Here is a 14,323-nt window from a genome sequence, read left to right as displayed (position 1 = left end):
ATTAGTAGGAATTTGCATTTGCGGGCCTAAGCTCTTTCGAGTGCACTTCCATCGGCATGTCTCGACCATTTCTGGGGAACGCTGTGAAGAACTGGACTCTACGCCAACGCATCCTGGCCAGCTTTGCTGTCGTCATCGCGATCATGCTGCTGATGGTGGTGATCTCCTATATCCGCCTGCTGGACGTCGAAGACAGTACGAAGCGGGTCAGCGAGGACGCCATGCCGGGCACCTACGCCCTTACCACCGTGCGTTCGGCCTGGACCGACAGCATCCTGATGGTGCACATGCTGGTCGGCCTGAACGATGACAAGCCGCTCGACGCAACGGACCGCCAGGCGTTCTCCTCCAACCATGATGTGCTGTTCGAGCGCATCGCCAGGTACGAAGTGACCATCCATGAGGATGACGACCGCCAGATGCTGGGACGCTTCAAGCAGGAGGCACAGAGCTATGAAACGCTTCTGACCGAGGTGCTGAATACGTACGGCGATGACCGCGCCGCGGCACGCAAGATGATTCTGGAGAAGCTGGACCCGGCCTGGGATGCGGGACGCAAGACGCTCAACGAACTGATCGACCTGAACAAGCGGATCGCCGATGCGGCGGCTGATAAAATCGTCGTCGAAGTGCAGCGGGCCAAGCTCATCATGCTGGTGTCGTTGCTGCTGGCCATCGTCGTGGCTGGTATCTGCGGCCTCCTGCTGATGCGCGCCATCACCGAACCGGTGCGTCAGGTCGTACGCGGGCTGGGTTCGATGGGGGGCGGTGACCTGACCACTCGCCTGGCGCTGGAGCGCAACGACGAGTTCGGCGTGATCGAAACCGGCTTCAACGGCATGGCCGAGGAACTCAAGTCGCTGGTGGCGCAGGCCCAGCGCTCGGCCATCCAGGTCACCACCTCGGTGACCGAGATCGCCGCCACCTCCAAGCAGCAACAGGCCACCGCTACCGAGACGGCCGCCACCACCACCGAGATCGGCGCCACCTCGCGGGAAATCGCCGCCACCTCGCGCGACCTGGTGCGCACCATGACCGAGGTGTCCTCGGCTGCCGAACAGACTTCCACCCTGGCCGGCTCCGGCCAGTTGGGCCTGGCGCGCATGGAAGAGACCATGCACCACGTGATGGGCGCCGCCGAGCTGGTCAACGCCAAGCTTGCGATCCTCAACGAGCGCGCCGGCAACATCAACCAGGTGGTCACCACCATCGTCAAGGTGGCCGACCAGACCAACCTGCTCTCGCTCAACGCCGCCATCGAGGCGGAGAAGGCCGGCGAGTACGGCCGTGGTTTCGCCGTGGTGGCCACCGAAGTGCGCCGCCTGGCCGACCAGACCGCCGTAGCCACCTACGACATCGAGCAGATGGTGCGTGAAATCCAGTCCGCCGTGTCCGCCGGCGTGATGGGCATGGACAAGTTCTCCGAGGAAGTGCGCCGCGGCATCGCCGAAGTCGGCCAGGTCGGCGAGCAACTGTCGCAGATCATCCAGCAGGTGCAGGCGCTGGCGCCGCGCGTGCAGATGGTCAACGAAGGCATGCAGGCCCAGGCCACTGGTGCCGAGCAGATCAACCAGGCGCTGGTGCAATTGGGCGAGGCCACCGGACAGACCGTGGAATCGCTGCGTCAGGCCAGCTTCGCCATTGATGAGTTGAACCTGGTAGCCAACGGACTGCGCAATGGCGTCTCCCGCTTCAAAGTCTGACGCGTCGGTGGCGGGCAGGCTCTACCTGCAGTTCCGCCTCGGCGCGGACCGTTATGCGCTGGACGTGCACGACGTCCTCGAAGTGCTGCCCTTGCCGGCACTCAAGCGCCTGCCCGAGGCGCCGGCCTGGGTCGCCGGGCTGTACGCCCATCGCGGCGAACTCCTGCCGGTGCTCGACCTCAGCCAGCTCGCCTTCGGCCACAGCGCGCCCCGGCGCACCAGCACGCGTCTGGTGCTGGTGCGCTATCGCGTGGAGGCGCAGGCCATCGTGCAGCACCTGGGGCTGATCCTGGAGCAGGCTACTCACACCCTGCGTCGCGATCCGGCGGCGTTTCGCGACTATCAACTGGAAAACGGCAGCGCCCGTTACCTCGGTCCGGTGCTGGAGGACGAACAGGGGCTGTTGCAGTGCGTACGAGTCGACCAGTTGCTGACCGATGAGGCGCGCGAGCGTCTGTTGCGTGACGCCGGGAGTGCGGCATGAACGACCCGCGCATCGCCCAGCTGCTCAAGGAGCGCATCGGCCTGGATGCGGAGTCCGTCGGCGAGGCGGTGATCGGCCGCGCCATACGCCAGCGCAGCACCAAGGTTGCCGGGGGCGATGTCGGGCTTTACTGGGAACGCCTGCAGGCGTCCGCCGAAGAGGTGCAGGCGCTGATCGAAGCGGTGATCGTTCCGGAGACCTGGTTCTTCCGCTACCCGGAGTCGTTCGCCGCGCTGGCCAAACTGGCCGGTCGCCGCGTCTGCGAGCTGGCCGGGGCGCGCCCCTTGCGCCTGCTTAGTCTGCCGTGTTCGTCGGGCGAGGAGCCCTATTCGATGGTCATGGCGCTGCTCGATGCGGGGCTGGCGCCTTCGGCCTTCCAGGTCGACGCGTTGGATGTCAGCCGCTCGGTGCTCGAGCGCGCCGAGGAGGGCCGCTACGGCCGCAATTCCTTCCGTGGCGACAACCTGAGCTTCCGTGACCGCTACTTCACCGGCGAGAACGGCGACTTCCAGATCAGCGAGGCGGTGCGGTCGAAAGTGCAGTTCCGCGTGGGCAACCTGCTGGCGCCTGCGCTTTTGGCCGACGAGGCGCCCTATGACTATGTGTTCTGCCGCAACCTGCTGATCTATTTCGACCGCGTCACCCAGGAGCGGGTGGTGGACGTGCTGCGCCGCCTGGCCCGCGAGGACGGGGTGCTGTTCATTGGCCCCGCCGAGGCCAGCCTGTTGTCTCGCCAGGGGCTGCGACCGCTGGGCGTGGCGCAGTCCTTCGCCTTTCCGCTGGACAACCCGGCGCCGTCGGCGCGCCCGGCCTTCGTGCCGCCCTCGCCCAAACACATCCCGGCGCCACCCAGACCCAGCGCCGTGTCGACTCGCCCGCGCCACCCCAGGCCAAACGCCTCGCCACCCGCTGCCACCTCGCCCCAGCGCACCGTGCCGGCCAGCAGCGGTCTGGCGGACATCGCCCGGCTGGCCAATTCCGGGCAGACCGCCGAGGCCTGCCAGCGTTGCGAGGCGTTGCTCGCGGAGCAGGGGCCCAGCGCCGAAGCCTTCTACTGGCTGGGGCTGCTCAGCGACGCTCAGGGACAGGGTGCGCAAGCGCAGGGCTACTACCGCAAGGCGCTGTACCTGCAACCCGATCATCAGGAAAGCCTCCTGCATCTGGCCGCGCTGCTCGCCGCCCAGGGCGACGCGGAGGGAGCCCGGCGCCTGCAGGAGCGCGCCGCGCGAGGAGTGAAGCGCGATGCCTGAGCACGACTACGAATTACAACTGGATGCCCGCGCCGAACCGGTGGACGACTGCTGGAACCGTATTGGCGTGCGCGGCGACAAGTCCTGCGCGCGCCTGCCCGAGCACATCCACTGCCGCAACTGCCCGGTCTACGCGGCAGCCGCCATTCGCCTGCTGGACCGCTATTCGCTGGGCGACGAGTCCGCCGCGCGGGCGCCGCAGGCCGATGAAGCGGCGCCGGTGGAGGGGCGTGCCTACCTGATCTTCCGTCTCGGCGATGAATGGCTGGGGCTGCCGATCCGCGCCCTGGCGGAGGTCGCCTCCGAATCGGCGGTGCACTCCCTGCCGCATCAGCGCTCCCCGGCACTGCTGGGCGTGGCGAACGTGCGCGGCACCCTGGTGGCCTGCATCTCCCTGGGCGAACTGCTCGGCCTCGACCGCCGCACAGCCGCTACAGAGGGCCGGCGAGCGGTGCCACGCATGCTGATCCTGGCGGCCTCCAGCGGCCCGGTGCTGTCGCCGGTGGACGAGGTGGACGGCATTCACACCCTGGACAGCGACGCCGTAGTCGCCGCTTCCGGGCAGTCGCTGGCCGCCAATGATCGCTTCACCCACGGTGTGTTGCAGTGGAGTGGACGCAGTGTCCGCCTGCTCGACCCCGAGGCGTTGCTCGAAGCCGCCACCCGGAGCCTCGCATGACGCCGGACCAGATGAAGGATGCCTCGATGCTGGAGCTGTTCCGCCTGGAGGCGGAGGCCCAGACGCAGGTGCTCAATCAGGGCCTGCTGGCGCTGGAGCGTAACCCGACCCAGGCCGACCAGCTGGAAGCCTGCATGCGCGCCGCCCATTCGCTCAAGGGCGCGGCGCGGATCGTCGGGCTGGATGCCGGCGTGCAGGTCGCCCATGTGATGGAAGACTGCCTGGTCGGCGCCCAGGAGGGTCGCCTGTTGCTGGCGCCGGAACACATCGATGCGCTGCTGGCCGGCACCGATATCCTGCTGCACATCGCCGACGCCCAGGCCGACCGCGCCGAGCGGGCTCAGCAGCAGGTCCCAGCCATGGTGGAGCGCCTGCAGGCGCTGGTGAGCGGGGAGGTCCCGGTACGCGCCACAGCTCCCGTTCCGCCTCCAGAGCCTGCGCCCGTGGAAGCGGCGGCGTCGGTGCCGCCGGCCGAGCCCGAAGTTGCTGTCGAGCCGGCGCCGCGTCGCCGCTCCAGTGACAGTGATGAGGTCGGCGACCGCGTCCTGCGGGTCACCGCTGAACGTCTCAACCAACTGCTCGACTATTCCAGCAAGGCGCTGGTGGAATCCCAGCGGCTGAAGCCGCTGCTCGACTCGCTGCAGCGCCTGAAGCGCGTGCAGGCCAGCGCCAGTCGCGTGCTCGACGGCGCCCGCGATGCCGTCGGCGGCGCCAATCTCGATCCCGAGGCCCAGGCTTACCTGGCCGACGCGCGGAGGTTGGTCGGCGAGTGCCAGCAACTGCTCAGCGAACAGATCGCCGAGCTCGACGAATTCAGCTTCAAGGCAGGCCAGCGCGCCCAGTCGCTCTACGACACCGCGCTGGCCTGCCGCATGCGGCCCTTCTCCGATGTGCTCAGCGGGCAGACCCGGATGGTCCGCGACCTCGGCCGCTCGCTGGGCAAGAGCGTGCGCCTGGAGGTGCAGGGCGTTTCCACCCAGGTCGACCGCGAGGTGCTGGAGAAGCTCGAAGCGCCGCTTACTCACCTGCTGCGCAATGCCGTCGATCACGGCATCGAATCCCCCGAGGCGCGCCGCCAGGCCGGCAAGCCGGAGGAGGGGACCATCCAGCTGCTGGCCCGGCACCACGCCGGAATGCTGGTCCTGGAGCTGCACGACGACGGCGCGGGCGTGGATCTCGATCGCCTGCGCACGGCCATCATCCGCCGCCAGCTGTCCACCGAGGAGACCGTGGCGCGGCTGACCGAGGACGAGCTGCTGACCTTCCTGTTCCTGCCCGGCTTCAGCATGCGCGAGCAGGTCACCGAGGTCTCCGGCCGTGGCGTCGGCCTGGACGCCGTTCAGCACATGGTGCGCCAGCTGCGCGGCGGCATCCGCATGGAGCAGGTGAGCGGGCAGGGCGCGCGCTTCCACCTGGAAGTGCCGCTGACGCTGTCCGTGGTGCGCAGCCTGGTGGTGACCATCGGCGGCGAGGCCTATGCCTTCCCGCTGGCGCACATCGAGCGCATGCGCCGCTTGGCGCCGGACGAGATCGTCCAGCTCGAAGGCCGCCAGCAGTTCTGGCACGAGGGCCGGCACCTGGGCCTGGTCGCGGCCAGTCAGTTGCTCCAGCGTCCCGAGGGGACCGCCAGCGACGACGAGATCGCCGTGGTGGTGATTCGCGAGCGCGACATGGCCTACGGCGTGGCGGTGGAGCGTTTCATCGGCGAGCGGACCCTGGTGGTGGTGCCGCTCGACCCGCGCCTGGGCAAGGTGCAGGATGTTTCCGCCGGCGCCCTGCTGGACGACGGCACGCCGGTGCTGATCCTCGATGTCGAGGACATGCTGCGTTCGGTGGAGAAGCTGCTGGCCACCGGTCGCCTGGAACGCATCGATTCCAGCAGCCGCCTGAGCGGCGCGGCGCGCAAGCGTGTGCTGGTGGTGGACGACTCGCTCACCGTGCGTGAGCTGGAGCGCAAGCTGCTGCTCGGTCGCGGCTACGATGTAGCGGTGGCGGTGGATGGCATGGACGGCTGGAACGCGCTGCGTTCGGAGCATTTCGACCTGGTCATCACCGACATCGACATGCCGCGCATGGACGGTATCGAGCTGGTGACCCTGATTCGCCGCGACAATCGCCTGCAGTCGCTGCCGGTGATGGTGGTCTCCTACAAGGACCGCGAAGAAGACCGGCGGCGCGGGCTCGACGCCGGCGCCGACTATTATCTGGCCAAGGCCAGCTTCCACGACGAGGCCCTGCTGGATGCGGTGGTCGACCTGATCGGAGGTGCATAGTGCGGATAGGGATCGTCAACGATATGCCCCTGGCGGTGGAGGCGATGCGCCGCGCGCTGGCGTTCGAGCCGGCGCACCGGGTGATCTGGGTCGCCTCCAATGGCGCGGAAGCCATCGAGATGTGCGCCGCGCAGAAGCCCGATGTGGTGCTGATGGACCTGCTGATGCCGGTGATGGACGGCGTCGAGGCCACCCGCCGGATCATGGCCCAGAGCCCCTGCGCGATCATCGTGGTCACCGTCGACCTGGAACAGAACATGACCCGGGTGTTCGACGCCATGGGCCATGGCGCGGTGGACGCGGTGAACACCCCGGCCATCGGCACCGGCGATGCCCAGGAGGCGGCCCGTCCGCTGCTGCGCAAGCTGCAGAACCTTGTCTGGCTGAATGCGCCGCGCGATACCCGTCCGACCACCGCCATCGAGCCGCTGCGCAAGGGTGGCGGCGCGCGCAAGCTGGTAGCCATCGGCTCCTCTGCCGGCGGGCCGGCGGCGCTGGCCGAACTGTTCAGCCAGTTGCCGGCGAGCTTTCCCGCCGCCGTGGTCGTGGTGCAGCACGTCGATGAAGTGTTCGCCGCCGGCATGGCCGAGTGGCTTTCGACCCAGTCACGCATCCCGGTGCGCCTGGCCCGCCAGGGCGAGCCGCCGCAGCCCGGCTGCGTGCTGCTGGCCGGCACCAATCACCATATCCGTCTGCTGGGCAACGGCGAGCTGGCCTACACCGCCGAACCGAGCAGCCATATCTACCGTCCGTCCATCGACGTGTTCTTCGACAGCGTGGTGGAGAACTGGGGTGGCGACGCCGTTGGCGTGCTGCTCACCGGCATGGGCCGCGACGGTGCCGAAGGACTCAAGCACATGCGCGAGCGTGGCTTCTTCACCCTGGCCCAGGATCAGGGCAGCAGTGCCGTCTACGGCATGCCAAAGGCCGCAGCGGCGATCGGCGCCGCCGTGGAGATACGTGCGCTGGGCGATATCGCTCGCCGTCTCGCCGACGTCTGCGGCTAGGAGCTTTCATGAACCCGACACAGAGTAACTACCCCGTGACCACTCCAGGCGATTCCGCCGTGATGGTGTTGCTGGTCGACGACCAGCCGATGATCGGTGAGGCCGTGCGCCGCGCCCTGGCGGACGATCCCAGCATCGATTTCCACTTCTGCGCCGATCCGCAGCAGGCGATTGCCCTGGCGATCCAGATCAAGCCGACGGTGATTCTCCAGGACCTGGTGATGCCCGGTGCCGACGGCCTGGCGCTGGTGCGCGACTACCGGGCCAACGTGGCGACCCGCGACATCCCGATCATCGTCCTGTCGACCAAGGAGGAGCCGTCGGTGAAGAGCGCGGCCTTCTCCGCCGGGGCCAATGACTACCTGGTCAAGCTGCCGGACGCCATCGAGCTGGTGGCGCGCATCCGCTACCACTCGCGCTCCTACCTGGCGCTGCTGCAGCGCGACGAGGCCTACCGTGCGTTGCGCGAAAGCCAGCAGCAGTTGCTGGAAACCAACCTGGTGCTGCAGCGGCTGATGAATTCCGACGGCCTCACCGGGCTGTCCAACCGCCGCCATTTCGACGAGTACCTGGAAATGGAGTGGCGCCGCGCCCAGCGCGAGCAGAGCCAGCTGTCGATCCTGTTGATCGACGTGGACCACTTCAAGCCCTACAACGATACCTTCGGCCACGTGCAGGGCGACGAGGCGCTGCGCCAGGTGGCGGCAGCGATCCGCGCCAGCTGCAGCCGCCCGTCGGACCTGCCGGCACGCTACGGCGGCGAGGAGTTCGTCCTGGTGCTGCCGGGCACCTCGCCAGGCGGCGCGCGCCTGCTGGCGGAAAAGCTGCGGCGCTCGGTGGAGGACCTGGGGATCGCCCACGAACTGCCGCATCCCGGCGCGCCGCTGACCATCAGCATCGGCGTGGCCACCATGACGCCGCAGGCCGGCCAGCCTTACCGCCAGTTGATCGAGATGGCCGACGAGGCGCTCTACAACGCCAAGCACGGCGGCCGCAACCAGGTGGGAATCGCGGGCTGAGCGACGGAGGAGGGCGGTGAAAACGACGGCGGTGCTTTGTCGTAAAGCCTGAAAGGCTTGCGAAAAATCACGTATACTTGCCGGCTTTTCTACGCCCTTTACCCGTGAGAGATGCCCGTCATGGAAATTCAACCGATCCTCAACAGCATCAAGGACCTCTCCGACCGTACCCAGTCCATTCGGGGGTATCTTTGACTACGATCTGAAACATGATCGTCTGATCGAAGTAAACCGCGAGCTGGAAGACCCAGCGGTCTGGAACAAGCCCGAATACGCCCAGAACCTGGGCCGCGAGCGCGCCATGCTGGCGCAGATCGTCGAAACCCTCGACGAGCTCACCGGCGGTCTGGCCGACTCCCGCGACCTGCTGGACATGGCGGTCGAGGAGAACGACGAAGGCGCCGTCGGCGACGTCGAGACCGAAGTCCAGCGCCTGCGCGAGATCCTCGAGAAGCTGGAGTTCCGCCGCATGTTCAGCGGCGAGATGGACCCGAACAACGCCTACCTGGACATCCAGGCGGGCTCCGGCGGCACCGAGGCCCAGGACTGGGCCAACATGTTGCTGCGCATGTACCTGCGCTGGGCCGACAAGCACGGCTTCAGCGCCGAGATCGTCGAGCTGTCCGAAGGCGAAGTCGCCGGCATCAAGGGCGCCACCGTGCACATCAAGGGCGAATACGCCTTCGGCTGGCTGCGCACCGAGATCGGCGTGCACCGCCTGGTGCGCAAGAGCCCGTTCGACTCCGGCAACCGTCGCCACACCTCGTTCACCGCGGTGTTCGTCTCGCCGGAAATCGATGACAACATCGAGATCGAGATCAATCCGGCCGACCTGCGCATCGACACCTACCGCTCCTCCGGCGCGGGCGGTCAGCACGTGAACACCACCGACTCGGCGGTGCGTATCACCCACGTACCGACCAACACCGTGGTGGCGTGCCAGAACGAACGCTCCCAGCACGCCAACAAGGACACCGCCATGAAGATGCTGCGGGCCCGGTTGTACGAGCAGGAGATGCAGAAGCGCAACGCCGCCTCGCAGGCGCTGGAAGACTCCAAGTCCGATATTGGCTGGGGCCACCAGATCCGTTCCTACGTGCTCGACCAGTCGCGCATCAAGGACCTGCGTACCGGCGTGGAACGCAGCGATTGCGACAAGGTGCTGGACGGCGACCTGGATGAATACCTGGAAGCCAGCCTGAAACAGGGCCTCTGATCCGCACCCGCAGGGGCGGGCCGGGCGGCCCGCTTCTGCCAGTAACCTCATTTGATTAAGACGCCAGGCAGATAGAACGACCATGAGCGACCAACAACTCGACGCTACCGAACTGCAACAGGAAGAAAACAAGCTGATCGCCCAGCGCAAGGAAAAGCTTGCCGCCGTGCGTGAAGCCAAGGCCATCGCCTTCCCCAACGACTTCCGCCGCGCCGACTACTTCGCGGACCTGCAGAAACAGTACGAAACCGCGACCAAGGAAGAGCTGGAAGCCGCAGCCATCCCGGTCAAGGTCGCCGGTCGCATCATGCTCAACCGCGGTTCCTTCCTCGTCCTGCAGGACAGCAGCGGCCGCCTGCAGGCGTACGTCAACCGCAAGACCCTGCCGGAAGAAACCCTGGCCGAGATCAAGACCTGGGACTTGGGCGACATCATCGGCGCCGAAGGCACCCTGGCCCGTTCCGGCAAGGGCGACCTGTACGTCGAGATGACCAGCGTGCGCCTGCTGACCAAGTCCCTGCGCCCGCTGCCGGACAAGCACCACGGCCTGACCGACACCGAGCAGCGCTACCGCCAGCGCTACGTCGACCTGATGGTCAACGAGGAAACTCGTCACACCTTCCGCGTGCGTTCCCAGGTCATCGCCCACATCCGTCGCTTCCTGTCCGATCGCGGCTTCCTCGAAGTGGAAACCCCGATGCTGCAGACCATCCCCGGCGGCGCGGCGGCCAAGCCCTTCCAGACCCACCACAACGCGCTGGACATGGCCATGTTCCTGCGTATCGCCCCGGAGCTGTACCTCAAGCGCCTGGTGGTCGGTGGCTTCGAGAAGGTCTTCGAGATCAACCGCAACTTCCGTAACGAAGGCGTTTCGACCCGGCACAACCCCGAGTTCACCATGCTCGAGTTCTACCAGGCCTACGCCGACTACGAAGACAACATGGACCTGACCGAGGAACTGTTCCGCGAGCTGGCCCAGGCCGTGCTCGGCAGCACCGACGTGCCCTACGGTGACAAGGTCTTCCACTTCGGCGAGCCGTTCGCCCGCCTGTCCGTGTTCGACGCCATCCTCAAGTACAACCCGGAGCTCACCGCGGCTGACCTGAACGACGTCGAGAAGGCCCGCGCCATCGCCAAGAAGGCCGGCGCCAAGGTCCTCGGCCACGAAGGCCTGGGCAAGCTGCAGGTGATGATTTTCGAGGAACTGGTCGAGCACAAGCTGGAGCAGCCGCACTTCATCACCCAGTACCCGTTCGAAGTGTCCCCGCTGGCCCGCCGCAACGACAACGACCCGAGCGTCACCGACCGCTTCGAGCTGTTCATCGGTGGCCGCGAGATCGCCAACGCCTACTCCGAGCTCAACGACGCCGAAGACCAGGCCGAGCGCTTCATGCTGCAGGTCAAGGAGAAGGACGCCGGTGACGACGAGGCGATGCACTACGACGCCGACTTCGTCAACGCACTGGAATACGGCATGCCGCCCACCGCCGGCGAAGGCATCGGCATCGACCGCCTGGTGATGCTGCTGACCAACTCGCCGTCGATCCGCGATGTGATCCTGTTCCCGCACATGCGCCCGCAGGCGTAAGCGCTGGAATCAGGAAAGAGGCCGCCTTCGGGCGGCCTTTTTCGTTTGCGCCTGGGGCCAGCCCTGCACGCGGCGGGACAACGCTTTTCGTAGGAGCGAACTTGCTCGCGAACCCGCCCAGCTCCGATGCCACCGGGAAATCCGTTCGCGAGCAAGCTCGCTCCTACAAGGGCTCCCGACGAACCGTGCACTCGCACAAGTGGCTCGGACGTCATGTAGCACGTCATACACCCCAGGCTGGACTTCACGCCGCCCGCACTGCCATGCCAGCCCCGTGCTGTTGCAATGAAACAAGCGCAAGGCGGCGATTGATTCCCCATCGAAAAGCCCGAACAATGCGCCATCAGGCCGCGCCGCCGGAGGTAATGCCAGTGACCCCAGTGTCCCCGCGAGACAGCGCCGCGCAAGTCGCCAGCGCCATCGCCGAAAGTGTCAAATACCAGGGCCGCAAGGCCAGCCGCCAGGGCAGCGAGCAGCGCCGCCAGGCGATCCTCGACGCCGCGCTGCGGATCATCGTCCGCGACGGCGTGCGCGCCGTGCGCCATCGTGCCGTCGCCGCCGAGGCCGGTGTGCCGCTGTCGGCCACCACCTACTACTTCAAGGACATCCAGGACCTCATCACCGACACCTTCGCGCTCTTCGTCGAACGCAGCGCCGAGGCGCTCTCGGCCTTCTGGGCCAGCGTCGAGGACGACCTGCAGGCGATGGCCGCAAGCCTCAGCCAGGACGACCCCCGCGCACGCCGCGCGCTGACCGACAATATCGTCGAGCTGGCGATCAAGTACGTGCAGGCGCAACTCACCTCGCGCCGCGAGCACCTGCTGGCCGAACAGGCGTTCCGCCAGGAGGCGCTGCTCAACCCGAGCCTGGTGGAGCTGGCGCAGCGGCACCGGCGCATCCTTTCCCTGGGCGTCGTGCATTTCTTCGAAGTGCTTGGCTCGAAGCAGCCGGAACAGGACGCCAAGGTGTTGACGGCCATCATCCTGCAGATGGAGTATCAGGGCCTGCTGGACGGGGCCGAGCACCTGCAGGTCGACGAAATGCGTGCCATCCTTAGCCGCTACCTCGACCTGGTGATGGGCCTGTAAGCATCGCAGCATTGCAACCCCGCCATCCGGCGGGGTTTTCGTGTCGGAACTCCCGACGCCATTTTCCCTCCCATATGAGGGGCGACGGGACCTAAGGAGGGCGTGATGAAAGTCTGGCGTGCACTGCTGCTGTTGAGCATTTGCCTGCTCAGTGGCTGCCTGGTGACGTTCAAGGACCCGATTCCGGCCAACGAGGCTGCGCCGGCCCATCTGCTGGGCCAGTGGTCGCGGGTGAACGAGTACGGCGAGGAGCAGTTCCTCGAGGTCACCCGTTCCGGCTCCAACGTCTATCGCGCGATCAGTTACCTCGACAGCAAGGACAACACCGACAGCGTCGAGGACTTCGGCTTCACCGTCGCCCACCACGGCAAGCGCTGGTATCTCTCGGCCGGATTGCCCAAGAGCATGGGCGGCAACTTCGCCCTGGCCGGCTTCGAGATCACCGACAAGGACGAACTGGTGATCTATAACCTGGATGTCGAGCACATCCTGCAGGACATGGGCGAAGGCGCCCTGAAAGGGCAGAAGGTGGACACCGAGCAGGGCGAGGGCGCCCTGGTGACCAGCCCGCTGGCCCAGGTGATCGCCTACCTGAACGACCCGGCCAACTCGGACGTGTTCGTCGAAGCCCTGCGCTATTCGCGCGTGACTCCGGGAGAACGGCAATGACGCCGCGCCGCAAGCAGACCTCGCCCACCGAATACCAGCAGATCATCCGCGGCCTGTCCGACCGCATCGTCGAGGCGCAGACGCCGATCCGTGTGCTCGACGCCATCAAGTGGGACGACGGCATCCGTGACGACTTCCTCAAGGGCCGCGGCAAGCACGCGCCCAAGGTCGACCGCAGCTACTACGACGGGCGCCCGCTGGCCTTCGACGCCAGTGCCAAGAAGCAGGAATTCCAGAACATCGAGCGTGACATCACCCGCCACCTGGGGCAGTTCAACCCGGTCGGGCAGATCATGCGGCGCATGTGCAAGGAATACCGCATGGTGATCCGCATGCTCGAAGCGCGCGGCACCCAGGACTTCGGGCTGATCTCCCAGGAGCTCTATGGCTCGGCCTCCGACGCCTTCCACGCCGGCGACCCGACCCTGGCCGACCTCGGCCTGATGCTCTCGGACTACCTGAACAACATCGCCGACCGTGGCGACCTCAAGGACGAGCCCAAGACACTCACCGCCACGCAGGTGGTGGGGATGCTGCAAGAGCGCCTGAACAAGGTGTTCGACGACAAGGAAGACACCATTCGCGTCTTCGAGTCCGACGGCATCGTCGCGGACGCCGCGGCCGGCGCCGACTACATCAAGGTGCGCGCCGACGCGCTGTTCAACGAGCGCGACGTGCGCGCGCTGGAGGTCCACGAGGGCCTGGTGCACGTGGGCACCACCCTGAACGGGCTCAACCAGCCGATCTGCACCTTCCTCGCCAAGGGCCCGCCGTCCTCCACCGTGACCCAGGAGGGCCTGGCGATCCTGATGGAAGTGATCGCCTTCGCCTCCTATCCGACGCGTCTGCGCAAGCTCACCAACCGTACCCGCGCCATCCACATGGCGGAGGAGGGGGCGGACTTCCTCGAGGTGTTCCACTTCTACCGCGAGCAGGGCTACAGCATGGAGAGCAGCTACCAGAACTCCAGCCGGGTGTTCCGGGGCTCGACGCCGGACGGCCTGCCGTTCACCAAGGACCTGTCGTATCTCAAGGGCTTCATCCTGATCTACAACTACATCCAGCTCGCCGTCCGCAAGGGCAAGCTGGAGCAGATCCCGCTGTTGTTCTGCGGCAAGGCCACCCTGGAGGACATGCGCACCCTGCGCCAGCTGGTGGACGAAGGCCTGGTGGTGCCGCCCAAGTACCTGCCGCCGCAGTTCCGCGACCTCAACGCGCTGTCGGCCTGGATGTGCTTCTCCAACTTCCTTAACCACCTCAGCCTCGACCGCATCGAGGCGGATTACGCCAACATCCTCTGAACGGCGCGCCCGCACGGATTCGCACGGGCGGCCAGGAGTGCCCGCT

12 protein-coding genes are annotated in these 14,323 nt (G+C 66.7%); all 12 read left to right on the top strand.

Annotation, left to right across the window (positions count from 1 at the left end):
• The first annotated feature begins 83 nt into the window (after positions 1 to 83).
• The 12 genes from O6P39_RS20600 (at position 84) to O6P39_RS20545 (ending at position 14,277) form a co-directional block, all read left to right on the top strand.
• Positions 84 to 1,703: a methyl-accepting chemotaxis protein gene (locus O6P39_RS20600; RefSeq protein ID WP_275608289.1), complete on the top strand. Its 1,620-nt coding sequence runs from the start codon at positions 84 to 86 to the stop codon at positions 1,701 to 1,703.
• A complete protein-coding gene (locus O6P39_RS20595; RefSeq protein ID WP_275608288.1) occupies positions 1,678 to 2,187 on the top strand; it encodes a chemotaxis protein CheW in 510 nt (169 codons plus the stop codon). Before O6P39_RS20600 ends, O6P39_RS20595 begins: the two co-directional genes overlap by 26 nt.
• Positions 2,184 to 3,437: a CheR family methyltransferase gene (locus O6P39_RS20590; RefSeq protein WP_275608287.1), complete on the top strand. Its 1,254-nt coding sequence runs from the start codon at positions 2,184 to 2,186 to the stop codon at positions 3,435 to 3,437. Before O6P39_RS20595 ends, O6P39_RS20590 begins: the two co-directional genes overlap by 4 nt.
• A complete protein-coding gene (locus O6P39_RS20585) occupies positions 3,430 to 4,116 on the top strand; it encodes a chemotaxis protein CheW (RefSeq protein ID WP_275608286.1) in 687 nt (228 codons plus the stop codon). The genes O6P39_RS20590 and O6P39_RS20585 overlap by 8 nt, the downstream gene beginning before the upstream one ends.
• Positions 4,113 to 6,389 carry a hybrid sensor histidine kinase/response regulator gene (locus tag O6P39_RS20580; RefSeq protein WP_275608285.1) on the top strand — a complete coding sequence of 759 codons (2,277 nt, stop codon included), beginning with the start codon at positions 4,113 to 4,115 and terminating at the stop codon, positions 6,387 to 6,389. The genes O6P39_RS20585 and O6P39_RS20580 overlap by 4 nt, the downstream gene beginning before the upstream one ends.
• Positions 6,389 to 7,396, top strand: coding sequence for a chemotaxis response regulator protein-glutamate methylesterase (locus O6P39_RS20575; RefSeq protein ID WP_275608284.1), 1,008 nt, complete (start codon positions 6,389 to 6,391; stop codon positions 7,394 to 7,396). The genes O6P39_RS20580 and O6P39_RS20575 overlap by 1 nt, the downstream gene beginning before the upstream one ends.
• A gap of 8 nt (positions 7,397 to 7,404) precedes the next feature.
• Positions 7,405 to 8,415, top strand: a complete 1,011-nt coding sequence (locus O6P39_RS20570) for a PleD family two-component system response regulator (RefSeq protein WP_275608283.1) — start codon at positions 7,405 to 7,407, stop codon at positions 8,413 to 8,415.
• Positions 8,416 to 8,535: 120 nt separating this feature from the next.
• Positions 8,536 to 9,631 (top strand): peptide chain release factor 2 gene (gene prfB, locus O6P39_RS20565; protein WP_275608282.1). Its coding sequence is split into 2 segments (ribosomal slippage): positions 8,536 to 8,607 and positions 8,609 to 9,631, totalling 1,095 coding nucleotides; the frame shifts between segments, so codons are not numbered across the junction.
• An 82-nt stretch (positions 9,632 to 9,713) separates the two neighbouring features.
• Complete coding sequence (gene lysS, locus O6P39_RS20560) at positions 9,714 to 11,219, top strand: lysine--tRNA ligase (protein WP_275608281.1); 1,506 nt, start codon at positions 9,714 to 9,716, stop codon at positions 11,217 to 11,219.
• Positions 11,220 to 11,590: 371 nt separating this feature from the next.
• Complete coding sequence (locus O6P39_RS20555) at positions 11,591 to 12,307, top strand: TetR family transcriptional regulator (protein WP_275608280.1); 717 nt, start codon at positions 11,591 to 11,593, stop codon at positions 12,305 to 12,307.
• 105 nt (positions 12,308 to 12,412) lie between these two features.
• A complete protein-coding gene (locus tag O6P39_RS20550; protein ID WP_275608279.1) occupies positions 12,413 to 12,976 on the top strand; it encodes a hypothetical protein in 564 nt (187 codons plus the stop codon).
• Positions 12,973 to 14,277, top strand: coding sequence for a flavohemoglobin expression-modulating QEGLA motif protein (locus tag O6P39_RS20545; protein WP_275608278.1), 1,305 nt, complete (start codon positions 12,973 to 12,975; stop codon positions 14,275 to 14,277). Before O6P39_RS20550 ends, O6P39_RS20545 begins: the two co-directional genes overlap by 4 nt.
• Positions 14,278 to 14,323: the final 46 nt, after the last annotated feature.

Source organism: Pseudomonas sp. PSE14, assembly GCF_029203285.1.
GTDB lineage: Bacteria > Pseudomonadota > Gammaproteobacteria > Pseudomonadales > Pseudomonadaceae > Pseudomonas.
Note: the sequence above shows the minus strand (reverse complement) of the source record. Positions and strands in the feature narration are given on the sequence as shown.

Coding starts and splice junctions, on each gene's coding strand:
- O6P39_RS20580 (WP_275608285.1), top strand. CDS start 4,113: ATGACGCCGGACCAGATGAAGGATGCCTCGATGCTGGAGCTGTTCCGC.
- O6P39_RS20545 (WP_275608278.1), top strand. CDS start 12,973: ATGACGCCGCGCCGCAAGCAGACCTCGCCCACCGAATACCAGCAGATC.
- O6P39_RS20550 (WP_275608279.1), top strand. CDS start 12,413: ATGAAAGTCTGGCGTGCACTGCTGCTGTTGAGCATTTGCCTGCTCAGT.
- O6P39_RS20570 (WP_275608283.1), top strand. CDS start 7,405: ATGAACCCGACACAGAGTAACTACCCCGTGACCACTCCAGGCGATTCC.
- O6P39_RS20585 (WP_275608286.1), top strand. CDS start 3,430: ATGCCTGAGCACGACTACGAATTACAACTGGATGCCCGCGCCGAACCG.
- O6P39_RS20595 (WP_275608288.1), top strand. CDS start 1,678: ATGGCGTCTCCCGCTTCAAAGTCTGACGCGTCGGTGGCGGGCAGGCTC.
- O6P39_RS20590 (WP_275608287.1), top strand. CDS start 2,184: ATGAACGACCCGCGCATCGCCCAGCTGCTCAAGGAGCGCATCGGCCTG.
- lysS (WP_275608281.1), top strand. CDS start 9,714: ATGAGCGACCAACAACTCGACGCTACCGAACTGCAACAGGAAGAAAAC.